Source organism: Aureimonas phyllosphaerae (assembly GCF_047943035.1).
Taxonomy (GTDB): domain Bacteria; phylum Pseudomonadota; class Alphaproteobacteria; order Rhizobiales; family Rhizobiaceae; genus Aureimonas; species Aureimonas phyllosphaerae.
The window spans coordinates 1,163,654-1,186,031 of the sequence record NZ_CP181348.1 but is presented as its reverse complement, the minus strand read 5'-3'; the positions used below and the strand labels follow the sequence as shown (position 1 = coordinate 1,186,031).

The window sequence follows — 22,378 nt, the reverse complement described above, 5'->3', positions numbered from 1 at the left end:
TCGAAGCGCTAGGGACGCAGGTCCTGCATGAAGCCGCGCGCCACGAGATCGTCCGAACTGCCGACCCGCAGCGAGCCGGGATATGCCAGCGACAGGTCGGGATTGAAGGCGCCGGAGGCCGCGATCTCGGCATAGAAGACGCCGCCGCCGAAATGCTCGCCCTCCTTCGCAAGACGCGCGAACTCCTCGACCGAGACCGACGAGAACTTGAAATGGAGGAGCACGGCGTGGACCGGCGCGAAGTTGCGCGCGATCGGCAAGGGTCCGTGGATCGAGGAGCCGTTCTCCTGCGTCGCCTCGTCCACGAAGATCACCGGAAACTTGGTGAGGCGGATCCGGTTGCCGAAGAGCCGCGTGCGCGGCCCGCCGCGCACGGCCAGCGTGAACTTCTCGGGGGCGATCTCGTAGCCCTCGCCGTCGATGAGCGGCGAGACCTCCAGCGGATGCCGGTGCCGCGCGGGATCGTAGACCGCCTCGCGCAGCGGTCCGTCGGGATAGAGGTCGAGCATCGGGGCAAGCCCGCGCTTCAGCCCCGCGCGCTCGAGGTCGGCGATGAAGTCGCGCAGGGACCTCGTCTCGCAGCCGGGAAACAGAAGGAACTCGTCGGCGTCGACGTTGAGATACCAGCGACCCCGGCCGTATCGCGTGAACAGCGCGTCGCGCCACACCCGGCCATAGGCGGCGGCGCCGTAGGTAACGTTGGAGGTGAAGAGGTCGACGTCGGGCTCGCTTGCCAGAAGCTCGGCCGTGCCGTCGTCCGAGCGATCGTCGACGAAGACGAAGCGGGTGACGCCGAGCCGCCGGTAGTGGGTGAGAAACGCCGGCAGATAGCTCGCCGAATTGCGCACGGTGCAGACGAGGGCAAGGTCGTCCGCCGCCAGCGGCCGCTCCGGCCTTGCCGGCGTCAGCACGATCCCGTCAGCCGGCCGCGCACGCCGCCGGTAGCGCCGCTCGCGAAGGGCGAGCGCCAGGCGATGGAGCGGCGAGAGCCGCTCCATCGCCGCCCAGTCGGCCGGGTCGCGCACCGGATAGCGAAACGAGCGCGCCATAGGTTCAGCGTTACGAGCTGAGGCCGGCGAACAGCGTCGGCATGTCGAGCGGGCGGAAGCCGTAGTGCTCGACCCAGCGGATGTCGGCGTCGAAGAAGGCGCGCAAGTCCGGCATGCCGTATTTCAGCATGGCGATGCGGTCGATGCCCATGCCCCAGGCGAAGCCCTGATACTCGTCGGGGTCGAGCCCGACGCCGCGCAGGACATTGGGATGCACCATGCCGCAGCCAAGAATCTCCATCCAGTCGGTGCCTTCGCCGAAGCGCACCTCGGAACCGGAGCGGTCGCACTGGATGTCGACCTCCATCGAGGGCTCGGTGAAGGGGAAGAAGCTCGGCCGGAAGCGCATGTTGAGGCTCGGCACCTCGAAGAACGCCTTGCAGAACTCTGTCAGTACCCACTTCATGTTGGCGATGTTGGCGGACTTGTCGATGACGAGCCCTTCCACCTGATGGAACATCGGCGTGTGGGTGGCGTCCGAATCCTGCCGGTAGGTCTTGCCGGGGATGACGATACGGATCGGCGGCTTTTGCGCTTCCATCGTGCGGATCTGCACGGGCGAGGTGTGGGTGCGCAGGAGCTTGCGCTCCGCCCCGTCCTTGGCTTTCAGGAAGAACGTGTCGTGCATCTCGCGGGCCGGATGGCCCTCGGGGAAGTTGAGCGCCGTGAAGTTGTAGCGATCGGTCTCGATGTCCGGCCCTTCGGCCACCGAGAAGCCCATGTCGGCGAAGATCGCGGTGATCTCATCGACGACCTGACTGATCGGGTGGATGCGCCCGCGCGCGACCGGCGAGGGACGCACGGGCAGCGTCACGTCGAGCCGTTCGGCCGCAAGGCGCGCCTCGATCGCGGCATCGGCCAGCCGCTCGCGCTTGGCACCGAGCGCCTCGGCCACGCGGTCGCGCAGGCCGTTGAGCTTCGGCCCGAACTCGCGCCGCTCCTCGGCGTCCATCTTGCCGAGCCCTTTCAGGAGCTCGGAAATCTCGCCCTTCTTGCCGAGCGCGGCGAGGCGCACGGCCTCGAGCGAGGCTTCGTCGGCAGCGTTCTCCACGTCGTTGAGATAGCGGGCTTCGATCGCGGACAGGTCCGTCACGGCAGGTCCTCACGGGCAGGCGAAGGGAAGCCGGGCGGGATGGCCCGTTCCGGCGGGCCCGTCCTACAGCATCGATCGCGGAAGAAAAACGCTTAAAAAAGCCCGGGCGCCCGGCGGCGGCCCTCTGGAAAAGCAAAAGGCCCGCAGCGTCGGACGCCGCGGGCCTTTGCGTGTCATCGACCTCGGAAGGTCGACCGCCCTCAGGCGGCCTGCTTCTCGCCGACGGCGCGGGCGTGAGCGGTCTCGCTCGCGTCCTTGATGTAGCCGAGCGCGGTGCGCGACTGCTCGACGAGGGCGGCGAAGGCCTCGGGCTCGTGGATCGCGATGTCCGAGAGGACCTTGCGGTCGACCTGGATGCCGGCCTTGTTCAGGCCGTCGATGAAGCGGGCGTAGGTCAGGCCATGCTCGCGCACGCCGGCGTTGATGCGCTGGATCCACAGGGCGCGGAAGTTGCGCTTCTTGACGCGGCGATCGCGCGTGGCGAACTGCTTGGACCGATCGACGGCCGCCTTGGCGGCGCGGATCGTGTTCTTGCGACGGCCGTAGAAGCCCTTGGCGGCCTTCAGGACCTTCTTGTGCTTGGCGTGGGACGTAACGCCCCGCTTGACGCGTGCCATGATCTTATCTCCTTGAAATCTTTGAGTGCCCGACCGCGATCAGCGGTTGTAGGGCATGTAGACCTTGACGATCTTGGCATCGGCCTCGCTGAGGATCATCGATCCACGCGCGTTGCGGATGAAGTCGTTGGAGCGCTTGATCATGCCATGGCGCTTGCCGGCGGCGCCCGCCTTGACCTTGCCCGAGGCGGTCATGCGGAACCGCTTCTTGGCGGCCGATTTGGTCTTCATCTTGGGCATTTTGCTCTCCTCGATCGGAAAATCGCGCCCCGCATCGACCGGACCCGAAGGAACGGTCGAATCAAATCCCGACAAAGGATCGGAGGCCACGACAGCATCAGAACCGACACGGCATGCCCTGCCGGCCGGTTCGCGTGAACGGGCGGCTTATACAGGCGACGCGCGGCGCGCGCAAGATCGACGCATCGCCGCCAAATTTCGCGTTCGGATTGAACCTTTGCAGAGGTTTGCACGCGATACTCGCTCCATCGCCCTCCGTCCCCGCTCCCATGACCCACACCCCCTGCCCTGCCGGTCACCGCGCCGCCCTCTTGCTCCGCCTCGGCGAGGCCGTGCTGGAAGGAACCGGCTGGCAGGCGGTGGCGAAAGGTCTTGCGGCGGAACTCGGGCCGGACACCGGCATCGCGCCCGCGGGCGAGCGCCTTCCGCCCGCCTCGCGAGGCGATACCGTCGCCTTTGTCGTCGAGGTGCCGGACCTTGGAACCTGGACGATCCGGGTGCCCGCCGGCGCCGATACCGGCCTCCTCGCGACCCTGCCGCTCGGCGAGGCCCTCGGCCTCGCCACGAGGATCGCCGGAGGGCGCACGCCGTCGCGCCCGGATCTCGAGCACCTCCTCGATCCCCTCCCCTACGCCGCCCTCCTCCTCGACGCGCGCGGCCGCATCCTCTTCGCCAATCCGGCCGGCGATGACATCCTGTCGAGCCGGCGCCTGTTCCGTCCTGCCGCCTTTGGCCAGCCGCTGCGCCCGGCAGATCGCCGGACCGGCGAGCGCTTCGACGCCGCGCTCGCGCTCGTCCTCCTCGACGGCGCGCCGGAGACGCGGTGGATCATGGCAGGGCCGGAGGGCACGCATCTTGCGGTCCACATGCGCCCGGCCGGGCCGCCGATTGCGCCGATCTGGGCGGTACGCGCCGTGGTGACGCTGCGCGCGATCGGCGCGGCCGCGTCGGCCGAGGCATCGGCGACGCCAGCCCGCTGACGCCCCCTCGCCATTCCCGAACGCGATGCGCACGAAAAAGGGCGACCCGTACGGGCCGCCCTTCAAGACTTGGCTCTGGCGATGCCGGGGTCGGTCAGCCCTTGGGCGCCAGCACCATCATCATCTGACGGCCCTCGAGCTTCGGCTCGGCCTCGACCTTGGAAATCTCGGCGGTCTCTTCACGCACCCGGTTGAGGAGACGCATGCCGAGTTCCTGGTGGGCCATCTCGCGGCCGCGGAAGCGCAGCGTGACCTTGACCTTGTCGCCCTCGTCGAAGAAGCGGCGCACGGCCTTCATCTTGGTCTCGTAGTCGTGATCGTCGATGTTGGGACGCATCTTGATCTCTTTGACCTCGATGACCTTCTGGCGCTTGCGCTGCTCGGAGGCCTTCTTCTGGCCCTCGTACTTGAGCTTGCCGAGATCGAGGATCTTGCAGACCGGCGGCACGGCGGTCGGCACGATCTCTACGAGGTCGAGACCGGCCTCCTCGGCCAGGGCCAGGGCCTCCTGGGTGGGTATGGCACCCCGGTTCTGTCCGTCGGCATCGATCAGCTGAACGGAAGGAACCCGGATCTCCCGGTTGGAGCGCGGCCCCTCCTTCTGGGTCGGCGGTGCACGAAATGGTCTGCGAATGGTCGTTGACTCCGGCTGTTGACGATCGAATACGGTCGATTCTCGAAACGGTGCGCCGGGCGGGACAGGCGGGGCCGCGGCGCACCACGACCGGACCTTCTGCCCGGAGACTGAAGCCTCATATAACACGCCCCGGCCCGGATTTCACGCCGGGCCTTGAGAAAAAACGCCAGAATTCAGCCATCGCCGCGCCACGGAGGCCCGAATGACCGAAGCGCCTGCCCCCCATCTGCCGCCCCGTTTCGAGATCGCCCCGCATTCGGGCGAGCGCCTCGCCTATCTCGCGGTCGACGGGCGGGGCGAGGGCCCGACGCTCGTCTGGCTCGGCGGCTTCCGCTCCGACATGCGCGGCACCAAGGCCGAGGTCCTGTCGACCCTGTGCGAGCGCGAGGGGCTCGGCTTCCTGCGCTTCGACTATTCCGGCCACGGCGAATCCGAGGGGCGCTTCGAGGACGGCACGATCTCGGGCTGGACGGAAGACGCCGCCGCGGTGATCGCGGCGCGCACGAAAGGCCCGCTCGTCCTCGTCGGCTCGTCGATGGGCGCCTGGATCGCGCTGCGCCTCGCCCAGCGCCTGCCCAGCCGGGTGGAGGCCCTTCTCCTGCTTGCCCCCGCGCCCGACTTCACCAGCCGGCTCGTCGAGCCGAAGCTGACGGCGGAGGACCGCGCGGCGCTCCAGCGCGACGGCTTCATCGCCGAGCCCTCGCCCTATTCCGACCAGCCGACGTTCTACACCCGCAAGCTGATCGAGGACGGCGCGCGGGCCGCCGTGATGACGGGGCCGATCGCGCTCGACGTACCGGTCCACGTCATCCAGGGCATGGAGGATCCGGACGTCCCCTACGGCCATGCGCTCGAACTCGTCTCGCTCCTGCCGTCGGCGGGCGTGACGCTGACGCTCGTGGAGGACGGCGACCACCGCCTGTCGCGGCCCGAGGATCTCGCCCGCATGGAGCGGGCGGCGCGGGCGCTGGCGCGCGAAAGCCGTCCGCCCCACCCCTGATGCCGACGCGATGCGGCCGCGCAGCACCAAGCGATCGTGACGTTTGCGCAACAATCGGCCGCGATCGCCCCGATCGCCGGCAAGCCCCTGCAACACATGGAGTTTTGCAGGCTGGAAAACTTTTCAGGCGGCGCCCTTGCCGGCCGATCCCACTCGCCTATTTCGCCTTCGCTGTTTTTGGGTGATTGACAGCTTCTGGCACTGCACACACGATAGTCCGCGAGCGATGACGGGTCGCTCGCTCGACGGAGATCGTGATGATTTTTCGGCGCTTTCTCGGCGTGACGGTCGTACTTTGCCTGCATTCGGCGGCTGCCCTGGCAGCCGGCGCGGCCCTGCCCGGCGACGCCATGGTGGTGGGCGACCCCATCAAGCAGCCCTTCGGCCACAAGGCCTTCTGCGAGCGCCAGCCGGAGGAATGCGGACCGACCGCCGACGCCGGCGAGGTGCCCCCCGTGCTCGACGACGCGCTGATGGCCAAGGTCGCCAAGATCAACCTCGCGGTGAATGCCGAGATCCAGCCGGTGAGCGACCAGGCGCTCTACGGTCAGGAGGAGTACTGGACCTTCCCGACCGACAACAAGGGCGACTGCGAGGACTACGCGCTTCTGAAGCGGGCCCGCCTCCATGCGGCCGGCATCTCCCTGTCGGACCTCCTGCTGACGGTGGTCAACAAGCTCGACGGCACCGGCCACGCCATCCTGACGCTGCGCACCGCGTCCGGCGACTTCGTGCTCGACAATCTCGACTGGCGCGTGCGCCGCTGGACCGAGGTGCCCTACCGCTTCGTGAAGCGGCAGTCGCCGACAAATGCCGGCGAGTGGCTGGAGATCGAGAACGCGCCGGAGCCGCTGGTCTCCTCGGTCTCGCGCTGACGGCCCCACGCGACAGACAGGGTGGCACGGTCTAAGAGCGGAGCTTGATGAACAAGCTCTTCTCCTTCCTGATCATCCTCGTGATGATCCTCCAGATCATCCGCCCGATCGGCCTGCCGGGCTTCCGGCGCCGCGGCGACTTCTGGAAGCTCGCGATCGTCGCGATGGTCGTCTTCGGCCTCGACGTCCTCCTGCGCCCGCACTGAGACGACCGGCGGCCGGAAGACCGGTGGCGCGAATTTGATCCACACGGGCCGCTCGTGTAGGACACGCGCTTTGACGAGTCCGTCGGTCCCGTCCGTCGGCCAAGGCGCTGGAATTCCCATGGATCGCATTCGCATTCGCGGCGGCAACGCCCTCAACGGGACGATCCCGATCTCGGGCGCCAAGAACGCGGCTCTGCCGCTGATGATCGCCTCGCTCCTCACCGACGACACGCTGACGCTCGAGAACGTGCCGCATCTGGCCGACGTCGAGCAGCTGATCCGCATCCTCGGCAACCACGGCGTCGACTACACCGTGTCGGGCAAGCGGCTGGCGACACATGCCGCCTCGGGGCGCACCATCCACTTCACCGCCCGCACCATCGTCGACACCACCGCCCCTTACGAGCTCGTCTCCAAGATGCGCGCGAGCTTCTGGGTGATCGGTCCGCTGCTCGCCCGCTGCCACAAGGCACGCGTCTCGCTGCCAGGCGGCTGCGCCATCGGCACGCGGCCCGTCGACCTCTTCATCGAGGGCCTGCAGGCGCTTGGCGCCACGATCGACATCGACGCCGGCTACATCGTCGCCGAGGCCAAGGGCGGGCTCGTCGGCAACCGCTACACCTTCCCCAAGGTCTCGGTCGGCGCGACGCATGTCATGATGATGGCGGCCTCGCTCGCCAAGGGCCAGACCGTGATCGAGAACGCCGCCCGCGAGCCGGAGGTGGCGGACCTTGCCGCCTGCCTCAACGCGATGGGCGCCAAGATCTCGGGCGCCGGGACCTCGACCATCACGATCGACGGCGTCACCGCGCTGTCGGGCGCGCGCCACCGCGTGCTGCCCGACCGCATCGAGACCGGCACCTATGCGATGGCGGTCGCGATGACCGGCGGCGACGTGACGCTGGAAGGCACCCATTCCGACCTCCTGCAGACCGCACTGACGGCGCTCGGCGACGCGGGCGCCGAGATCACCGACACGCCGAACGGCCTGCGCGTGCGCCGCAACGGCGGCGGCATCCGGCCGGTCGACGTCGTGACCGATCCGTTCCCCGGCTTCCCGACCGATCTCCAGGCCCAGTTCATGGCGCTGATGACGCGCTCGGACGGCGTCTCGCACATCACCGAGACGATCTTCGAGAACCGCTTCATGCACGTGCAGGAGCTGGCTCGGCTTGGGGCTAGGATCTCGCTGTCCGGCCAGATGGCGCGCATCGAAGGCGTGCCTCGTCTCGTCGGCGCGCCTGTCATGGCAACCGATCTTCGCGCCTCGGTCAGCCTCGTGATCGCGGGCCTTGTCGCCGACGGCGAGACGGTCGTCAACCGCGTCTATCACCTCGACCGCGGCTTCGAGCGGCTGGAGGAGAAACTCGGCGCCTGCGGGGCCGAGGTCGAGCGCATTTCGGGCTGAGATACGGCGGTCGGGCGGCGGAAAGCGGAGCGCAGGCTTGCTTTTTGCCGCGTGAAATCCGATCTAGGGCGCAAATTCACCCATTGACGAGGTCGCCGCACCCGGCGACCCCAGATTCTCAAGGGGAGGACGCGAGACGTCGTCCTGCCCCGCAACGAGGCCCGATACCCGCATGGCGAAAGAAGAAGTTCTCGAGTTCCCCGGCACGGTCACCGAACTGCTGCCCAACGCGACCTTCCGCATCAAGCTCGAGAACGACCACGAGATCATCGCCCACACGGCGGGCCGGATGCGCAAGAACCGCATCCGCGTTCTGACGGGCGACAAGGTTCTCGTCGAGATGACGCCCTACGACCTGACCAAGGGCCGCATCACCTACCGCTTCAAGTAAGACGCCGATGCCGGCCACGCCCCACAGCGCGCTGGTGCTCGCCTCCGGGTCGCCGCGCCGGCTCGAGCTCCTGCAGCAGGTCGGCATCGAGCCGGCACGCCTGCTCGCGACCGCGATCGACGAGACGCCCGAGCGCTCCGAGCACCCGCGCTCGCTCGCCAAGCGCCTGTCGAAGGCAAAGGCTCTGAAGGCCTTTGAGGCGATCGCCGCGCGCGGCGAGACGAAGGACACGTTCGTGCTCGGCGCCGACACCGTGGTGTCGCTGGGTCGGCAGGTGGTGCCCAAGGCCGAGATCGCCGACGACGCCGTCACCAACCTGCGCCTCCTGTCCGGCCGCTCGCACCGCGTCTTTACCGGCGTCTGCGTCGTCACGCCGGGCGGCAAGGCGCGCCAGCGTCTCGTCGAAACGCGCATCCGCTTCAAGCGCCTGTCGCGCGACGACATCGAGCGCTACGTCGAGAGCGGCGAGTGGCAGGGCAAGGCGGGTGGCTACGCCATCCAGGGCCTCGCCGGCGCCTTCGTGGTGCGCCTCGTCGGCTCCTATTCCAACGTCGTCGGCCTGCCGCTGTACGAGACCCTGTCGCTCCTGACGGGCGAGGGCTTCGTGGTGCCCCGGCCGGGCGCCGCCCCGCTGACCTGAGGGCGCCCTGCCATGAGCGCCGAGATCACGGGCCTGCGCGCGGCCCGCAAGTGCCCCGAATGCGGCCGCCCGTCCGACCGGGCGACCTTCCCGTTCTGCTCGCCGCGCTGCAAGGACGTCGATCTTCACCGCTGGCTGTCGGGCGCCTACGTCATTCCGGGCCCCGAGGACGAGACCGTGTCGCCGGACGACGACGACCGAGGCTGAACCCGCGACCCAAGACATGAAAAAGCCGGCGGACTGCATCGCAGCCGCCGGCTTTTTCATGTCGAAAGGCCCGCCCCCCGAAACGGCGCGGACCTTGGACCAGGTTACTGTGCGGGCGCCGAGGTCGTAGCGGGTGCGCCCTGCCCCGTGCCGGCCGGCAGCGCCGGATGGGCGGTGTCCTCGATGGCGAACGGGATGTATTCGCCCGCCGGCGGATAGACCTGCACAAGGCCCTTCAGCACCATCTCGACGGCCACGAACAGGATCACGGCAAGGCCGACATAGGCGATCCAGCGATGGCGGTTGAGGAGCTTGGCGATGAAGTTGGCGGCGAAGGCCATCAGCGCGATCGACAGGAGAAGACCGAAGGCAAGGAGCGTCCAGTGATGGCCCTCGGCGGCGCCCGCCACCGCGATCACGTTGTCGAGCGACATCGAGACGTCGGCGACGATGATCTGGAGGGTCGCCTGCGCCAGCGTCTTGCGCGGCTTGCCCGCCGCCGTCCCGTCGAGGCCGGCTTCGCCATGAGCGTCGTGCTCGGGCGCGCGCAGCTCGCTCCACATCTTCCAGCAGACCCACAGAAGCAGGAGGCCGCCGGCTAGGAGGAGGCCGACGATGGCGAGAAGCTGCGTCGCGACGACGGTGAAGGCGATGCGCAGGATCGTCGCGGCCGCGATGCCCCAGAAGATCGCCTTCTTGCGCTGGTCGACCGGCAGGCCGGCGACGGCCAGACCGATGACGATCGCGTTGTCGCCGGCGAGGACGACGTCCATGATGATGATCTGGCCGAGCGCCAGCCAGCCTTCGGGTGTGAGGAGTTCGAACATGGGGGCCTTTCCCGCCGCTCCAGCGGATGGGCAACCCATGCGGGACGAGACCTTTGGACGCGCGGCTGGTGTTCAGTCGGCGGACGGGGCTCGCAGGCGACGGGTCGCGGATGGAGAAAATCGTCCGCCAGTCCGACATCGCAGCCGCATCATGCGACTGCCAGAGGGGCCCGGCCTGGCCCTCCGGCCTTATCGGTCCTCACGCAAAGTTGCAAGACGCGTGATGGATGGCGGGCCAAGGTTGAACCGACGGGCGTGCGGGTCTAGGCCATCCGCCGACACGTCCACCCGAGGCCCGCCCGATGACAACCACCACCCTGACCCAGCTCGGCGCCGAGGCGCGCCCCGCCGCCAGCCCCGAGGACGCCGTCCTCGAGACCGTGCCCTACACCCGGCGCGAGGGCCCGCCCGCGATCGTGCGCTTCGCCTGCCCCGAATTCACCTCGCTCTGCCCGGTCACCGGGCAGCCGGATTTCGCCCATCTCGTGATCGACTATGCGCCCGACCAGCGCCTCGTCGAATCGAAGTCGCTGAAGCTCTTCCTCGTCTCCTTCCGCAACCACGGCGCCTTCCACGAGGACTGCACCGTGATGGTGGCGCGGCGCATCGTGGAGGCGACGCAGCCGCTCTGGCTGCGCATCGGCGGCTATTGGTATCCGCGCGGCGGCATCCCGATCGACGTGTTCTGGCAGACCGGCGCGCCGCCGGAGGGCGTCTTCCTGCCCGACCAGGGCGTGCCGCCCTATCGCGGGCGCGGCTGAGGCGTTCCCCGGCGGCGCGGCGAGGCCGCTTCGCCGGGGAACGCTCGGGCGAACGCTCCGTCGCCGTTGATCGGCGGCGCGCGCCCGTCTACACGCGGCGTGACAAGGACTTTCGGGGGAACGCCGCATGGAACTGGACAAGGTCGAGGACGCGATCGCCGCGATCGCCGCGGGCGAACTCGTGGTGGTGGTGGACGACACCGACCGCGAGAACGAGGGCGACCTCATCATGGCGGCCGCGCGCGCGACGCCGGAGAAGATGGCCTTCATGATCCGCCACACGAGCGGCATCCTGTGCGTGCCGATGACGGGCGAGCGGGCGAACCGGCTGAACCTGCCGCCGATGGTCGCCAACAATCTCGATCCGATGCGCACCGCCTTCACCGTGTCGGTCGACTACCGCGTCGGCATGACGACCGGCATCGCGGCGGAAGAGCGCGCGGCGACCGCGCGGGCCCTGTCCAACGACAATGTGCCGGGCTCGGAGTTCCTGCGCCCCGGCCACATGTTCCCGCTGATCGCGCGCGAGGGCGGCGTCCTTACCCGCTCCGGCCACACGGAAGCGGGCACCGATCTCGCCACGCTCGCCGGCTTGCCGCCGGTCGGGGTTCTGGCCGAGGTCGTCAACGACGACGGCACGGTGAAGCGCCTGCCCGAGCTCATTCCCTTCGCGCGCGAGCACGGCCTCAAGATCGTCTCGATCGAGGACCTCATCTCCTACCGCATCCGGCGCGAGAGCTTCGTGCGCTGCGTGCGCGAGGAGGAGATGATGATCGGCGGCCTCAAGGGACGCATCCGCGTCTACGAGACGCCGTTCGACGACATGCAGCACGTCGTCGCCCTGTTCGGCGATGTGCGCTACGCCGAGAAGGTGCCGACGCGTATCCATCGCGAGCAGCCGGTCAACGACCTCTTCGCCAAGGTGCGCGGTCGCCCGAGCTGGGTGGAGCTCGCCGTCGACAAGCTGAAGGACCGCGGCCAGGGCATCCTGATGCTCCTGCGCACGCCCGAGGTCGACCAGTTCGAGGCCGCACCGACGCCCGGCGAGCCGGTGACCGACGGCGAGCGCCACGGCAGCGCCAAGGCGCGCCGCCAGCGCTGGCGCGAGGTCGGCATCGGCGCACAGATCCTGCGCGACATCGGCGTGCGCTCGATCTCGGTGCTCGCCACTCACGAGCGCGCCTATGTCGGCCTCACCGGCTTTGGCATCGAGGTCGCCGACACGATCCTCGTCGACGACTGACCGTTCAACGGGAAGGCCCTCGGCAGGAGGGCCCCTCGGGGCTTATCTGACAGGGAACCCGTCGGCGCTCTCCCGCGCCGGCGTTACCCGGAGCCCCGCCCATGAGCCCGCCTGACCCCATCCCCGCGACGCCGCTGCGCATCGGCACGGTGTCGCTCGTGGTGCGCGACCTCGCCCGCATGGCCGACTTCTACCGCGAGGTGATTGGCCTTGCCGAGATCGGTCGGGACGGCGCGACCATGCATCTCGGCGCGGGACCACGCGCTTTCCTGGCGCTGACCGAGGATCGGTCGGCGCCCCTCTCCGGCCGCCGCGCGGCGGGCCTCTTCCACACCGCCTTCCTCCTGCCCAACCGCGCATCGCTCGGCCGCTGGCTGCGCCACGCGGCGGACCTGCGCGCCCCGCTTCAGGGCGCCTCGGACCATGGCGTCAGCGAGGCGATCTACCTCGCCGATCCCGAGGGAAACGGCATCGAGGTCTATGCCGACCGGGCCGGGGCCGAATGGCCGCGCGCGGGCGGCGCGCTGCAGATGATGTCCGATCCCCTCGACATGCAGGCGCTGCTGGCCGCCGGCGCCGGCGGCGCCTTTGCCGGCGCGCCCACGGGCACCACGGTCGGGCATGTCCACCTCCAGGTCGGCGACGTCGCCGAGTCAGAGCGCTTCTACGCGACCGCTCTCGGTCTCGACGTGATGCAGCGCATGCCGAGCGCCACCTTCCTGTCGAGCGGCGGCTATCACCACCACGTCGCCGGCAACATCTGGAACAGCCGCGGCGCTCCTGCCCGCGATCCCTCGGCCACCGGTCTCAGGGGCTTCGAGCTCCTTGCCCGCGACGAGGCGGCCTTCGGGGCGGCCGAGGCCGCGATCCTCGCGTCGGGCGCGACGGCCGCGCGGGAGCGGGAGGCGATCCACCTGACCGATCCCGCCGGGGTCGGCATCACGCTGAAGCGAGGCTGAGATGCTGGTCGATGGCCGTTGGGCGGAAAACTGGCAGCCGGTGCAGGGCACGGACGCCAAGGGCGGCTTCGTCCGCCAGACCTCGAGCTTCCGCCACTTCGTCACCCCGGACGGCTCGGCCGGGCCGACCGGCGACGGCGGGTTCCCGGCGGAAGCCGGCCGCTACCACCTCTATGTCGCCCTCATTTGCCCCTGGGCCTCGCGCGCGCTGATCGCGCAGCGGCTGAAGGGGTTGGAGGACGTCGTGTCCGTCTCGGTGGTTCGTCCGGAGCTTGGAGCCGAGGGCTGGCGCTTCGGCACGGGCGCGGGCTCGACGGACGATGCGGTCAACGGCGCGCGCTTCGTCCACGAACTCTACACCCGCGCCGACCCGCACGTGAACGGCCGTGCGACGGTGCCCGTCCTCTGGGACAAGCGGCGCGGCACGATCGTCAACAACGAGTCCGCCGACATCCTGCGGATGTTCAATTCCGGCTTCGGCACGCTGGCGCGGGGCGACCTCGACCTGCGACCCGCCGACCTCGAGCCGGAGATCGACGCACTCAACGACTGGATCTATCCGCGCCTCAACAACGGCGTCTACCGCGCTGGCTTCGCGACGACGCAGGACGCCTACGAGGACGCCTACGCCGCCGTCTTCGAGGCGCTCGACGCGCTGGAGGACTGTCTCGCAGCAGGCGGACCGTTCCTCTTCGGGCGCCGGCTCACCGAGACCGACATCCGCCTTTTCGTCACGCTCGTCCGCTTCGACGCCGCCTATCACGGCCTCTTCAAGTGCAACCGCCAGCCGCTGTCGAGCTATCCCGCCCTCACCGCCCATACCAGGCGGATGCTGGATGTGCCCGGTGTGCGCGAGACCGTGTCGATCGACCACATCAAGCGCGGCTACTATTCGATCCGGGCACTGAACCCGAACGGTGTCGTGCCGCTCGGGCCGGACCTGGCGAGCCTCGGGCTCTAGGGAACGACGATCGCGCGGATCTCGCCGGCGGGCGCTTGGGCCGAGATCGCCTCGGCGCCCTCCTGCAGCGTGACGCGGCGCGAGACGAGCGGGGCGACGTCGATCGCGCCCGCGGCCAGAAGCGCCGCGGCCCGCGCATGGGTGAAGGGGTTGACGAACGAGGTCAGGAACTGGACCTCGCGGAAGAGGAGGTCGAAGGGTTCGATCTCGACCTTTTCGCCCTGCGGCAGGACGCCGAGAAGAAGCACGCGGCCACCGCGCGCCGCGAGGCGCGGCGCCTGTGCCACCGTCTCGGCGACACCGGCCGCCTCGACCACGAGATCGGCGCCGCCCGGCATGAGACCGTTTTCGCCCGCGATCCGGCGCTCCGCATCGGAATGCCCGGCATCCACCGTGTCGGTCGCGCCGAGCCGCTCGGCCAGGGCCCTCTTGTCCGCGCTGCGGGTCGCGAGGACGATCCGCGATGCACCGGCAAGGCGTGCGAGCTGGACGATGAGGAGGCCGATCAGGCCGCCGCCGAGGACGACGACCGTCTCGCCGGGCTTCGGAGCCGCGACGTCCATCCCGTGGATGCAGCAGGCGAGCGGCTCCGTGAAGGCGCCGTGCACGGGATCGAATCCGTCCGGCAGGCGATGGGCCTGCGTCTCCGGCACGAGGACGTGGGTGGCGAAGCCGCCGTCGCGATGGATACCGATCGCCTGGAGGTTTCGGCAGAGATGCACCCGCCCGCGGTGGCATTCGGGGCAGCGGCCGCAGGCGATGTTGGGATCGCCCGTCACCATCATGCCCGGGCCGAAGCGTGTCACGCCGGGCCCGACGGCTTCCACCGTGCCGGCGAACTCGTGGCCGAGCGTCACCGGCGGGCGCGAGGGAAACTCGCCGTGGAAGAGATGGCGGTCGGTGCCGCAGATGCCGCAGGCCTCGACCCGGACGAGAAGGTCGCCCTCGCCCGGCACCGGCGTTTCGAGATCGCGCACGGCCAGCTGTCCGACGCCCTCCAGACGGATCGCCCGCATGTCATGTCCTCCCGGCGCCGAGCCGCGCCGATCCTCCTCGGCTGCTTCGCACGCAATGCAGAGGATCGCCAGCCGGGGCGGGAAAGTCCAGACGACGAAAGCCCCGGCGCGAGGTTTGTTCGGGCGACAGGAAGCCGGCTTCGGCTCACGCCTTCGCGCTAGCGCGGCGCCCGGCTTCCAGCCAGAGCTGCCGCTCGCGTTCGGCGTCGCCGAGCGCCCGATGCTCGGGCGTGGCGTCGCGCCCCATCCGTTCGATCTCGGCGAGGATCGCCCGCGCCTCCTCGTCCCGCCCCGGCCCGAGATGGCGGGCGACGAGATCGGCCCGCGCGTCTTCCGTATCCTTCAGCCGGAGCGCGTGGCGCGGCTGGCCGCCGCCGCGCAGGAGCACGCTCAGCCACTTCCCGTCCCAGGACGGCGCGCTGGCATAGAGCGCGTGGGGCCCGAGGACATCCAGCATCCGCCGCGCCAGCGCATCAGCCGGCATGCCCTCGCGCTCCAGCCGTTCGCGCGACAGGCCGTGGATGCCCTCGGCCTCCGCCTCCCAGTCGGTCCAGTCCGGCTGGGGGCGGATGAGATGGCTTTCCCCTTCGCCGGTCTCGAAGACCCAGGCGACCTCGACGGGAAAGCTCTTAGCGTTGAGGGACGAGGCCTCGAAGTCGAGAAAGACGATCATCGCCTCTCAACGAAAAGGCCGGCGGATCGCTCCGCCGGCCTCGTCTCGAAATGCGAAGCGATCAGCCCGCGTAGGCCTTCACGTCCTGGCGCTGTTCGCCGAGGCCCTCGATGCCGAGGCGCATGACGTTGCCGGCCTTCAGCCAGACGGGCTCCGGCTTGATGCCCATGCCGACGCCCGGCGGCGTGCCGGTGGTGATGATGTCGCCCGGCTGCAGGCTCATGAACTGCGAGATGTAGTGGACGAGGTGGGCGACGCCGAAGACCATCGTCTTCGTCGAGCCGTCCTGGTAGCGGTGGCCGTCGACCTCAAGCCACATCGAGAGCGCCTGCGGGTCGGCGACCTCGTCGCGCGTCACCAGCCACGGGCCGATCGGTCCGAACGTGTCGGCCGACTTGCCCTTGACCCACTGGCCGCCGCGCTCGGTCTGGAAGTGCCGCTCGGAGATGTCGTTGACGACGCAGTAGCCGGCGACGTGGTCGAGCGCCTCGGCTTCCGAGACGTAACGCGCCTCGGTCCCGATGACGACCCCGAGCTCGACCTCCCAGTCCGGCTTGATCGAGCCCTTGGGGATGACGACGTCGTCGTTCGGGCCGACGATGGCGCTCGTCGCCTTCATGAAGAGGACGGGTTCGGAGGGCACCGCCATGCCGCTTTCGGCGGCGTGGTCGGCGTAGTTCAGGCCGACGCAGATGAACTTGCCGACGCGACCGACACAGGGGCCGATGCGCTCGTCGCCCTCGATCGTCGGCAGCGAGGCGAGATCGGCGGCGCGGATCTTCTGGAGGCTCTCGTCCGACAGCGCCTCGCCGGCGATGTCGTCGACGAGGCTCGACAGGTCGCGCAGGGTTCCGTCCTCGAGGCGGATGGCCGGGCGCTCACGGCCCTTCTGGCCGACGCGAAGAAGCTTCATGGGTGGTGTCCCCTCAATAGGTGGCTCGGCCGCCCGACAGGTCGAAGACCGAGGCGGTTGTGAAGGAATTGTCCTTGGAGACGAGCCAGGCCACCATCGCGGCGGCCTCCTCGACCTCCAGGAACCGGCCGCGCGGAATGCGCACCAGCATGTAGTCGATGAACTCGGGCGTCAGGGTTTCGAGGATGCGCGTGCGCGCGGTCGCGGGCGTGATCGCGTTGACGGCGATGTCGTGCTTGGCCAGTTCCTTGCCGAGCGACTTCGTCAGGCCGATGACGCCGGCTTTCGCGGCTGAATAGGCGGACAGGTTGGGATTGCCCTCCTTGCCGGCGATCGAGGCGATGTTGACGATGCGCCCGTAGTTCCGCGCCTTCATGCCCGGCACCACGGTGCGGTTGACGTAGAACGTGCCGTTCAGGTTGATCTCGACGACGCGGCGCCACTCGTCCGGGTCGTATTCGTCGAGCGTCGCGTTCTTGCCGGCGATGCCGGCGGAATTGACGACGATCGAGACCGGGCCGACCTCCGCCTCCACAGCCGCATGGGCGCGGCCGAGAGCGGCGAGATCGGTGATGTCGACGGTTTGCGACGACGCGGCCTCCCCCAGCGCCGCCACCGCGTCGCGCAGGAGCTCGACGTTGGTGTCCCAGAGGCTGACGCGGGCGCCGGACGCGACGAGACGCTGCGCGACGGCAAAGCCGATGCCCTGCGCACCGCCGGTGACGACGGCGACCTGGCCTTCAAGATCGATGCGGTTCATGCTTCCCCTCCCAAGGACGCCCTCGCCCCTTGTTTAACGTTACATGAAACCGCCTGCAAGTCGCTCTCATCCCGTCTCCCCGGCGAGAAAGGCGACGGGAAGGCACAGGTCCTGCGTCTCGAAGCGCCCGGTTTCCAAGCGCTTCAGCATCGCCTCGCCCGCCCGCTCGCCGAGCTCATAGGCGGGCGAAGCCAGGGTCGTCAGACGCGGGCGCGCATGCCGGTGGGCGGGGAAGTCGTTGAAGCCGACGACGCGCACGGCGCCCGGCACCGCCACGCCCCGGTCGAGAAGATGGAGAAGCGCAGCCGAGGCGATCTGGTCGTTGGCGCCCCAGACCGCGCCCGGCAGGCCATTTTCGGCGATCCACAGGCGCAGGGCCTCCTGCACGGCGGAGAAGTCGTCATGGTCGACGCGCAGGACATCGGCCGGCTCGGCACCCAACCCCTGGCCGAGACCGCCGAGCCGGTTCTCGATCGCCGGCCAGCTCTGGCGCGGCAGCATCGCGAGGACGCGCGACACGCCAAGACGCTGGAGATGGGCGCCGACCCGCCGGCCGCCCCCCCGGTCGTCCTGGCGCACGAGGCAGAGGTCGCGCCCTTCGGTCTCCACCACCTCCTGGAAGAGGACCACCGGCTGGCCGAGGTCGCTAAGGCGCCGCACGATGTCGTGGCGCGCCGCGCGCTCGCCCGACACCATGGCGCAGAGGCCGCCGACGTCATAGGTCCGCATCAGGCTGGAGGCGGCGAGCTGGTCGGGATGGAGCCCGGAGAGCGTCAGCGTCCAGTCCGCGCGGTTGAGGACGTTGGCAAGACCCGCGACGAGCTGCGCGGTGAAGAAGTTGGCGAGGAAGGCCGGCGATTCGTCGACGATAACCATGCCGATCGAGCGCGGCCCCTGCCCCCGCAGGTTGCGCGCGCTTGACTGACGGCGGTAGCCGAGGCGCGCGATCGCCTCCTCGACCCGGGCACGGGCCGCCGCCCCCACGAACTGCGTCTTGTTGTTGATGACGTTGGACACGGTCATCGCCGAGACGCCCGCCTCGCGCGCGACGTCCTTGATCGTCGCCCGGCTCTGCCTGTCGGCGTTCATGCGTGATCCGCGTCTCCGGTGCCGGGCGCACAGCGCGTCCCGGCCACCCGTCATAGCGAGGCGGAGGCGCCCCCGCCAAGCCCGGCACTCGTCAGGTCGGATTGCCGGGCGGCGTCGTCGTGCCGGGCGCCATCTCGGTTCCCATCAGGCCGAACCCGTCGGACCAGAGCCCGATCAGGAACAGGGCCACGAGAATGGCCACGACGATCAGCACCGTCGCCTGCGATTTCGTCCGCCTGCCCTCTCGCATGCCCGCACTCCCTCGTTGATCACCGGAGGCGAACGACGTCGGGGGAAACGCGGTTTCCCGCAAAATCCTCAGCCGGGTTCAGGTCGCGGCTTCCGCCTCCACCTCGCGCGGGGCGCGGCGGCCGAACAGGAGCGCCAGGATCCAGCCGGCCGACATGACGAGGACGATGGTCGGCGCCGGGGCGCTGTCGAGGAACACCGACAGCCAGATGCCGAGCGTCGAGGCGAGAAGCGCGACGCTCGCGGCCACCACCAGCATCCGGCCGAAGGAGCGGACGAGGAGGAAGGCCGTCGCACCCGGCGCGATGAGAAGCGCCACCACGAGGATGATGCCGACCGCCTGCATGGAGGCGACGATCGCGGCCGACAGGGCGGCGAGGAGCCCGTAGTGCAGGAGGCGAACGGGCAGGCCCGAGACGCGCGCCTGCACCGTGTCGAAGCTGTGCAGAAGGAGACTGCGCCAGGACAGCACCACGAACAGAAGGACCGGCACGACGATCGCGGCGATCTCCCCGAGATCCCCCGGCGCGAGGCCGAGGAGATCGCCGAACAGGATATGGTCGAGATGCAGCGCCGAGCGCACCTTGGCGTGGAGGACGATGCCGAGCGCGAACATGCCGGCGAAGGCGACGCCCATGGCGGTGTCCTGCGCGATGCGGCTGTTGTTCTTCAGGAAGCCCGAGCCGGCGGCACAGAAGAGGCCGGCCGCAAAGGCGCCGAGCGCCAGCGGCAGGCCGGCGGCATAGGCGAGGACGATGCCGGGCAGGACGGCGTGGGACACCGCGTCGCCCATCAGCGACCAGCCCTTCAGCACCAGGAAGCAGGACAGAAGCGCGCAGGGCACCGCGATCAGCGCGCCGGCCAGAAAGGCGTATTGCAGGAAGTCGATCTGGAAGGGGAAGAGGAGATCCGCAACGCTCATGGCAGCGCCTCCCGGACCTCGGCCCTCGCCCGGCGGCGCGCCGCGACGATGCCGTGCTTGGGCGCGAAGACGAAGGCGAGAAGGAAGAGCGCCGTCTGCAGCACCACGATCACGCCGCCCGTCGCCCCGTCGAGGAAGTAGCTGGCATAGGCGCCGATGCCGCTGGTGAGCGCGCCGATCGCGACGGACAAGGCGATCATCCGCCCGAACCGGTCGGTCAGGAGATAGGCCGTCGCGCCCGGCGTCACCACGGCGGCAACCACCAGAAAGGCGCCGACGGTCTGCATGGCAGCGACGGCGCACGCGCTGAGAAGGGTGAAGAACAGGGCGCGCCAGAGCGTCGGGTCGAGGCCGATCGTGCGGGCGTGGTTCTCGTCGAAGAACACGGCCATCAGCGTGCGCCAGGTGAGGAGCAGGATCGCGAGCGTCACACCCGAGATGAGGACGAGCTGCAGCGTGTCGGCCGGCGTGACGGCGAGGATGTTGCCGAGCACGATCGACTGGATGTCGATCGGCACCGGCGAGATCGAGACCATGAAGAGGCCGAGGCCGAAGAAGGAGGTGAAGATCAGGCCGATCACCACGTCCTCCTTCAGCCGCGAGACGCGCGCGATGAGAAGGATCGCGCCGGCCGCCAGCCCGCCGGACAGGAAGGCGCCGATCGAGAAGGGCAGGCCCAGCATGTATGCGCCCGCAACGCCCGGCACGATCGAGTGCGACAGCGCATCGCCGATCAGCGACCAGCCCTTGAGAACCACGAAGGCCGACAGGAAGGCGCAGACGCCGCCGACCAGCATCGAGGCCCAGATGGCGTTGAACATGTAGTCGTAGGTGAAGGGCTCGAGGAGCGCGGCGCTCACGCGACGGCCTCCACGGGCTCGCGGCCAGCGGCGGGGGCCGAGGCGGCCGGCATCGCGCCGAACAGCCCGCCGCGCAGCGTGCCGCCGAAGGCGCGCTCCAGATGCGCCGGGGTGAACACGTCGGCGGTCGGCCCGGCGGCGAGCACCGTCCGGTTGACGAGGATCGCGCGGTCGCAGAAGTCGGGCACGGCGGCGAGGTTGTGGGTCGAGACCAGCATCGCCGCGCCTTCGCGGCGAAGGTCCTTCAGGAGCGCGATGATCGCTTCTTCCGTGCGCAGGTCGACGCCGGTGAAGGGCTCGTCCAGAAGGATCACCTCGGCACCCTGCGCCAGCGCACGCGCGAGGAAGACGCGCTTCTTCTGGCCGCCCGAGAGTTCGCCGATCTGGCGGGCGCGGAAGTCCGCCATGCCGACGCGGGCGAGCGCCGCCGCCACCGCCCGGTGGTCGGCCGGCTTCGGGCGGCGAAGCCAGCCCATGTGGCCGTAGCGGCCCATCATCACGACGTCCTCGACCAGAACGGGGAAGTTCCAGTCGATCTCCTCGCTCTGCGGCACGTAGGCGACGCGGTTCTTCTTCAGCGCCTGGCCAACGGGCGCGCCGAGGATCGACACGCGACCCGACGACTGCGGCACGAGGCCGAGCACGGACTTGAACAGCGTCGACTTGCCGCCGCCGTTGACGCCGACGAGCGCCGCGATCGAGCCGCGCGGAACGCTGAACGTGGCCTCGCGCAGGGCGACGTGACCGTTGCGGTAGACGACGGTGAGGCCGGACGCCTCGATGCCGAGAGCCGCGCTCACGAGGAGAAGCCTGCGGCGATCGTCTGCGTCGTCACGCGCAGGAGGTCGATATAGGTTGGCACCGGTCCGCCCTCGGCGCTGAGGCTGTCGACGTAGAGGACGCCGCCGTAGCGCGCGCCGGTCTCGCGCGCGACCTGGTTCGCGGGATCGGGCGAGACGGTGCTTTCCGAGAAGACGACCGGGATCTTCTCGGCCGTCACCGTGTCGACCACGCGGCGCACCTGCTGGGGCGTTCCTTGCGAGTCGGCGTTGATCGGCCAGAGATAAAGCTCGCGCAGACCGAAGTCGCGGGCGAGGTAGGAGAACGCCCCCTCGCTGGTGACGAGCCAGCGGTGCCCCTCGGGCAGCGCGGCGAGCGAGGTGCGCAGGCCCTCGACGCTCGCCGAGATCTCGCCCTTGTAGCGCTCGGCATTGGCGGCGTAGGTCGCGGCGTTGGCGGGATCCTCGGCAGACAGCGCGTCGCGAATGTTGTCGACATAGGTCAGCGCCAGCGTCGGCGACATCCAGGCATGCGGGTTTGGCTTGCCCTGATAGGGCCCCTCGCCGATCAGGATCGGCTCGATGCCTTTCGTCAGAACCGCCGAGGGCTTGTCCCCCAACCGGGAGAAGAAGCGCTCGAACCAGAGCTCCAGCCCCAGCCCGTTCCACAGGACGAGGTCGGCGTCGCGCACCGAGAGGATGTCGCGCGGGGTCGGCTGGTAGTTGTGGATCTCGGCGCCGGGCTTGGTGATCGAGACCACCTCGGCCCGGTCGCCCGCGACGTTGCGGGTCATGTCGGCGAGGACCGTGAAGGTCGTGGCGACCTTCAGCTTGTCGGCGGCGAGCGCGGGTGCGGACACCAGGGCGGCGGCAAGGGCGAGGGTGGACAGGGCGAAGCGTCGCCGGGACAGGGTCACGCAGATCTCCGAAAGCATCTGGGCATCAAACTATGCAATTGCGAACGGTTTGCAAGTAGGAGGGTTCCGTCGGCTATCGTCCTTCCGCGAGGGTGATCGACGTGGA

General features: G+C 69.4%; 28 protein-coding genes. 12 read left to right on the top strand and 16 right to left on the bottom strand.

Annotated features, from left to right (window positions below; translation table 11 throughout):
* Positions 1-8: 8 nt before the first annotated feature.
* The 4 genes from ACLNGM_RS05465 to rpmI form a co-directional block, all read right to left on the bottom strand.
* Positions 9-1,049, bottom strand: a complete 1,041-nt coding sequence (locus ACLNGM_RS05465; protein WP_416357520.1) for a glycosyltransferase family 2 protein — start codon at positions 1,047-1,049, stop codon at positions 9-11.
* 10 nt (positions 1,050-1,059) lie between these two features.
* A complete protein-coding gene (pheS, locus tag ACLNGM_RS05460) occupies positions 1,060-2,142 on the bottom strand; it encodes a phenylalanine--tRNA ligase subunit alpha (protein WP_416357519.1) in 1,083 nt (360 codons plus the stop codon).
* Between the two features lie 200 nt (positions 2,143-2,342).
* Positions 2,343-2,759, bottom strand: coding sequence for a 50S ribosomal protein L20 (gene rplT, locus ACLNGM_RS05455; protein ID WP_090963659.1), 417 nt, complete (start codon positions 2,757-2,759; stop codon positions 2,343-2,345).
* A 39-nt stretch (positions 2,760-2,798) separates the two neighbouring features.
* Complete coding sequence (rpmI, locus tag ACLNGM_RS05450; protein ID WP_055892255.1) at positions 2,799-2,999, bottom strand: 50S ribosomal protein L35; 201 nt, start codon at positions 2,997-2,999, stop codon at positions 2,799-2,801.
* A gap of 269 nt (positions 3,000-3,268) precedes the next feature.
* Here rpmI and ACLNGM_RS05445 point away from each other — a divergent pair, with 269 nt between their 5' ends.
* Positions 3,269-3,979, top strand: coding sequence for a hypothetical protein (locus tag ACLNGM_RS05445; RefSeq protein ID WP_416357518.1), 711 nt, complete (start codon positions 3,269-3,271; stop codon positions 3,977-3,979).
* 94 nt (positions 3,980-4,073) lie between these two features.
* On the opposite strand, the gene infC is transcribed toward ACLNGM_RS05445, so the two are convergent.
* Complete coding sequence (infC, locus tag ACLNGM_RS05440) at positions 4,074-4,613, bottom strand: translation initiation factor IF-3 (RefSeq protein WP_090963710.1); 540 nt, start codon at positions 4,611-4,613, stop codon at positions 4,074-4,076.
* Between the two features lie 205 nt (positions 4,614-4,818).
* On the opposite strand from infC, the gene ACLNGM_RS05435 reads away from it, so the two are divergent.
* The 7 genes from ACLNGM_RS05435 (at position 4,819) to yacG (ending at position 9,343) form a co-directional block, all read left to right on the top strand.
* Positions 4,819-5,616, top strand: coding sequence for an alpha/beta fold hydrolase (locus ACLNGM_RS05435; protein ID WP_416357517.1), 798 nt, complete (start codon positions 4,819-4,821; stop codon positions 5,614-5,616).
* A gap of 257 nt (positions 5,617-5,873) precedes the next feature.
* Positions 5,874-6,491, top strand: coding sequence for a transglutaminase-like cysteine peptidase (locus tag ACLNGM_RS05430; protein ID WP_416357516.1), 618 nt, complete (start codon positions 5,874-5,876; stop codon positions 6,489-6,491).
* A 47-nt stretch (positions 6,492-6,538) separates the two neighbouring features.
* Positions 6,539-6,697 carry a hypothetical protein gene (locus ACLNGM_RS05425; RefSeq protein ID WP_090963651.1) on the top strand — a complete coding sequence of 53 codons (159 nt, stop codon included), beginning with the start codon at positions 6,539-6,541 and terminating at the stop codon, positions 6,695-6,697.
* A gap of 118 nt (positions 6,698-6,815) precedes the next feature.
* A complete protein-coding gene (gene murA / locus ACLNGM_RS05420) occupies positions 6,816-8,105 on the top strand; it encodes a UDP-N-acetylglucosamine 1-carboxyvinyltransferase (RefSeq protein ID WP_416357515.1) in 1,290 nt (429 codons plus the stop codon).
* A 172-nt stretch (positions 8,106-8,277) separates the two neighbouring features.
* Positions 8,278-8,496 (top strand): translation initiation factor IF-1, encoded by a 219-nt coding sequence (gene infA / locus ACLNGM_RS05415; RefSeq protein WP_055892241.1) that lies wholly within the window; start codon positions 8,278-8,280, stop codon positions 8,494-8,496.
* Positions 8,497-8,503: 7 nt separating this feature from the next.
* Positions 8,504-9,136 (top strand): Maf-like protein, encoded by a 633-nt coding sequence (locus ACLNGM_RS05410; RefSeq protein ID WP_090963647.1) that lies wholly within the window; start codon positions 8,504-8,506, stop codon positions 9,134-9,136.
* Between the two features lie 12 nt (positions 9,137-9,148).
* Entirely contained in the window at positions 9,149-9,343 is a 195-nt protein-coding gene (gene yacG, locus ACLNGM_RS05405; protein ID WP_090963645.1) for a DNA gyrase inhibitor YacG, read from the top strand.
* 104 nt (positions 9,344-9,447) lie between these two features.
* Here yacG and ACLNGM_RS05400 read toward each other — a convergent pair whose 3' ends face one another.
* Positions 9,448-10,170 (bottom strand): TerC family protein, encoded by a 723-nt coding sequence (locus tag ACLNGM_RS05400; protein ID WP_416357514.1) that lies wholly within the window; start codon positions 10,168-10,170, stop codon positions 9,448-9,450.
* Positions 10,171-10,472: 302 nt separating this feature from the next.
* Here ACLNGM_RS05400 and queF point away from each other — a divergent pair, with 302 nt between their 5' ends.
* The 4 genes from queF (at position 10,473) to ACLNGM_RS05380 (ending at position 14,094) form a co-directional block, all read left to right on the top strand.
* A complete protein-coding gene (gene queF, locus ACLNGM_RS05395) occupies positions 10,473-10,931 on the top strand; it encodes a preQ(1) synthase (protein ID WP_090963642.1) in 459 nt (152 codons plus the stop codon).
* Between the two features lie 127 nt (positions 10,932-11,058).
* Positions 11,059-12,174 (top strand): 3,4-dihydroxy-2-butanone-4-phosphate synthase, encoded by a 1,116-nt coding sequence (ribB, locus tag ACLNGM_RS05390; RefSeq protein WP_416357513.1) that lies wholly within the window; start codon positions 11,059-11,061, stop codon positions 12,172-12,174.
* Positions 12,175-12,275: 101 nt separating this feature from the next.
* Positions 12,276-13,133: a VOC family protein gene (locus ACLNGM_RS05385; RefSeq protein WP_416357512.1), complete on the top strand. Its 858-nt coding sequence runs from the start codon at positions 12,276-12,278 to the stop codon at positions 13,131-13,133.
* A gap of 1 nt (position 13,134) precedes the next feature.
* The gene (locus ACLNGM_RS05380; protein ID WP_416357511.1) at positions 13,135-14,094 is read left to right on the top strand and encodes a glutathione S-transferase family protein; all 960 of its coding nucleotides are present in this window, start codon (positions 13,135-13,137) and stop codon (positions 14,092-14,094) included.
* On the opposite strand, the gene ACLNGM_RS05375 is transcribed toward ACLNGM_RS05380, so the two are convergent.
* The 10 genes from ACLNGM_RS05375 to ACLNGM_RS05330 all read right to left on the bottom strand — a co-directional run bounded on the left by ACLNGM_RS05375 (position 14,091) and on the right by ACLNGM_RS05330 (position 22,290).
* The gene (locus ACLNGM_RS05375; protein WP_416357510.1) at positions 14,091-15,110 is read right to left on the bottom strand and encodes a zinc-dependent alcohol dehydrogenase family protein; all 1,020 of its coding nucleotides are present in this window, start codon (positions 15,108-15,110) and stop codon (positions 14,091-14,093) included. The two genes, ACLNGM_RS05380 and ACLNGM_RS05375, sit on opposite strands and share 4 nt — an antisense overlap.
* 145 nt (positions 15,111-15,255) lie before the next feature.
* Positions 15,256-15,783: a transcriptional regulator gene (locus ACLNGM_RS05370; protein WP_416357509.1), complete on the bottom strand. Its 528-nt coding sequence runs from the start codon at positions 15,781-15,783 to the stop codon at positions 15,256-15,258.
* A gap of 61 nt (positions 15,784-15,844) precedes the next feature.
* Entirely contained in the window at positions 15,845-16,696 is an 852-nt protein-coding gene (locus tag ACLNGM_RS05365; RefSeq protein ID WP_416357508.1) for a fumarylacetoacetate hydrolase family protein, read from the bottom strand.
* 13 nt (positions 16,697-16,709) lie between these two features.
* The gene (locus ACLNGM_RS05360) at positions 16,710-17,456 is read right to left on the bottom strand and encodes an SDR family NAD(P)-dependent oxidoreductase (protein WP_416357507.1); all 747 of its coding nucleotides are present in this window, start codon (positions 17,454-17,456) and stop codon (positions 16,710-16,712) included.
* Positions 17,457-17,522: 66 nt separating this feature from the next.
* Positions 17,523-18,545 (bottom strand): LacI family DNA-binding transcriptional regulator, encoded by a 1,023-nt coding sequence (locus tag ACLNGM_RS05355; protein WP_416357506.1) that lies wholly within the window; start codon positions 18,543-18,545, stop codon positions 17,523-17,525.
* Positions 18,546-18,636: 91 nt separating this feature from the next.
* Positions 18,637-18,795 (bottom strand): hypothetical protein, encoded by a 159-nt coding sequence (locus tag ACLNGM_RS05350; protein ID WP_175526851.1) that lies wholly within the window; start codon positions 18,793-18,795, stop codon positions 18,637-18,639.
* Between the two features lie 78 nt (positions 18,796-18,873).
* Positions 18,874-19,716 carry a metal ABC transporter permease gene (locus ACLNGM_RS05345; protein WP_416357505.1) on the bottom strand — a complete coding sequence of 281 codons (843 nt, stop codon included), beginning with the start codon at positions 19,714-19,716 and terminating at the stop codon, positions 18,874-18,876.
* On the bottom strand, positions 19,713-20,576 hold the full coding sequence (locus tag ACLNGM_RS05340; RefSeq protein WP_416357504.1) for a metal ABC transporter permease: 864 nt from the start codon (positions 20,574-20,576) through the stop codon (positions 19,713-19,715). Before ACLNGM_RS05340 ends, ACLNGM_RS05345 begins: the two co-directional genes overlap by 4 nt.
* Entirely contained in the window at positions 20,573-21,376 is an 804-nt protein-coding gene (locus ACLNGM_RS05335; protein ID WP_416357503.1) for a manganese/iron ABC transporter ATP-binding protein, read from the bottom strand. The genes ACLNGM_RS05340 and ACLNGM_RS05335 overlap by 4 nt, the downstream gene beginning before the upstream one ends.
* A complete protein-coding gene (locus ACLNGM_RS05330; RefSeq protein ID WP_416357502.1) occupies positions 21,373-22,290 on the bottom strand; it encodes a metal ABC transporter substrate-binding protein in 918 nt (305 codons plus the stop codon). The genes ACLNGM_RS05335 and ACLNGM_RS05330 overlap by 4 nt, the downstream gene beginning before the upstream one ends.
* Positions 22,291-22,378 lie beyond the last annotated feature (88 nt).

Bases quoted from the DNA above. Each gene is read 5' to 3' on its own strand.
- ACLNGM_RS05345 (WP_416357505.1), bottom strand. From the start codon at position 19,716: ATGAGCGTTGCGGATCTCCTCTTCCCCTTCCAGATCGACTTCCTGCAA.
- ACLNGM_RS05370 (WP_416357509.1), bottom strand. From the start codon at position 15,783: ATGATCGTCTTTCTCGACTTCGAGGCCTCGTCCCTCAACGCTAAGAGC.
- ACLNGM_RS05400 (WP_416357514.1), bottom strand. From the start codon at position 10,170: ATGTTCGAACTCCTCACACCCGAAGGCTGGCTGGCGCTCGGCCAGATC.
- queF (WP_090963642.1), top strand. From the start codon at position 10,473: ATGACAACCACCACCCTGACCCAGCTCGGCGCCGAGGCGCGCCCCGCC.
- ACLNGM_RS05375 (WP_416357510.1), bottom strand. From the start codon at position 15,110: ATGCGGGCGATCCGTCTGGAGGGCGTCGGACAGCTGGCCGTGCGCGAT.
- ACLNGM_RS05435 (WP_416357517.1), top strand. From the start codon at position 4,819: ATGACCGAAGCGCCTGCCCCCCATCTGCCGCCCCGTTTCGAGATCGCC.
- ACLNGM_RS05380 (WP_416357511.1), top strand. From the start codon at position 13,135: ATGCTGGTCGATGGCCGTTGGGCGGAAAACTGGCAGCCGGTGCAGGGC.
- rpmI (WP_055892255.1), bottom strand. From the start codon at position 2,999: ATGCCCAAGATGAAGACCAAATCGGCCGCCAAGAAGCGGTTCCGCATG.
- ACLNGM_RS05425 (WP_090963651.1), top strand. From the start codon at position 6,539: ATGAACAAGCTCTTCTCCTTCCTGATCATCCTCGTGATGATCCTCCAG.
- yacG (WP_090963645.1), top strand. From the start codon at position 9,149: ATGAGCGCCGAGATCACGGGCCTGCGCGCGGCCCGCAAGTGCCCCGAA.
- ACLNGM_RS05365 (WP_416357508.1), bottom strand. From the start codon at position 16,696: ATGAAGCTTCTTCGCGTCGGCCAGAAGGGCCGTGAGCGCCCGGCCATC.
- murA (WP_416357515.1), top strand. From the start codon at position 6,816: ATGGATCGCATTCGCATTCGCGGCGGCAACGCCCTCAACGGGACGATC.
- ACLNGM_RS05360 (WP_416357507.1), bottom strand. From the start codon at position 17,456: ATGAACCGCATCGATCTTGAAGGCCAGGTCGCCGTCGTCACCGGCGGT.
- ACLNGM_RS05465 (WP_416357520.1), bottom strand. From the start codon at position 1,049: ATGGCGCGCTCGTTTCGCTATCCGGTGCGCGACCCGGCCGACTGGGCG.
- infA (WP_055892241.1), top strand. From the start codon at position 8,278: ATGGCGAAAGAAGAAGTTCTCGAGTTCCCCGGCACGGTCACCGAACTG.
- ACLNGM_RS05430 (WP_416357516.1), top strand. From the start codon at position 5,874: ATGATTTTTCGGCGCTTTCTCGGCGTGACGGTCGTACTTTGCCTGCAT.
- ACLNGM_RS05410 (WP_090963647.1), top strand. From the start codon at position 8,504: ATGCCGGCCACGCCCCACAGCGCGCTGGTGCTCGCCTCCGGGTCGCCG.
- rplT (WP_090963659.1), bottom strand. From the start codon at position 2,759: ATGGCACGCGTCAAGCGGGGCGTTACGTCCCACGCCAAGCACAAGAAG.
- ACLNGM_RS05355 (WP_416357506.1), bottom strand. From the start codon at position 18,545: ATGAACGCCGACAGGCAGAGCCGGGCGACGATCAAGGACGTCGCGCGC.
- ACLNGM_RS05350 (WP_175526851.1), bottom strand. From the start codon at position 18,795: ATGCGAGAGGGCAGGCGGACGAAATCGCAGGCGACGGTGCTGATCGTC.
- ACLNGM_RS05385 (WP_416357512.1), top strand. From the start codon at position 12,276: ATGAGCCCGCCTGACCCCATCCCCGCGACGCCGCTGCGCATCGGCACG.
- ACLNGM_RS05330 (WP_416357502.1), bottom strand. From the start codon at position 22,290: ATGCTTTCGGAGATCTGCGTGACCCTGTCCCGGCGACGCTTCGCCCTG.
- ribB (WP_416357513.1), top strand. From the start codon at position 11,059: ATGGAACTGGACAAGGTCGAGGACGCGATCGCCGCGATCGCCGCGGGC.
- ACLNGM_RS05445 (WP_416357518.1), top strand. From the start codon at position 3,269: ATGACCCACACCCCCTGCCCTGCCGGTCACCGCGCCGCCCTCTTGCTC.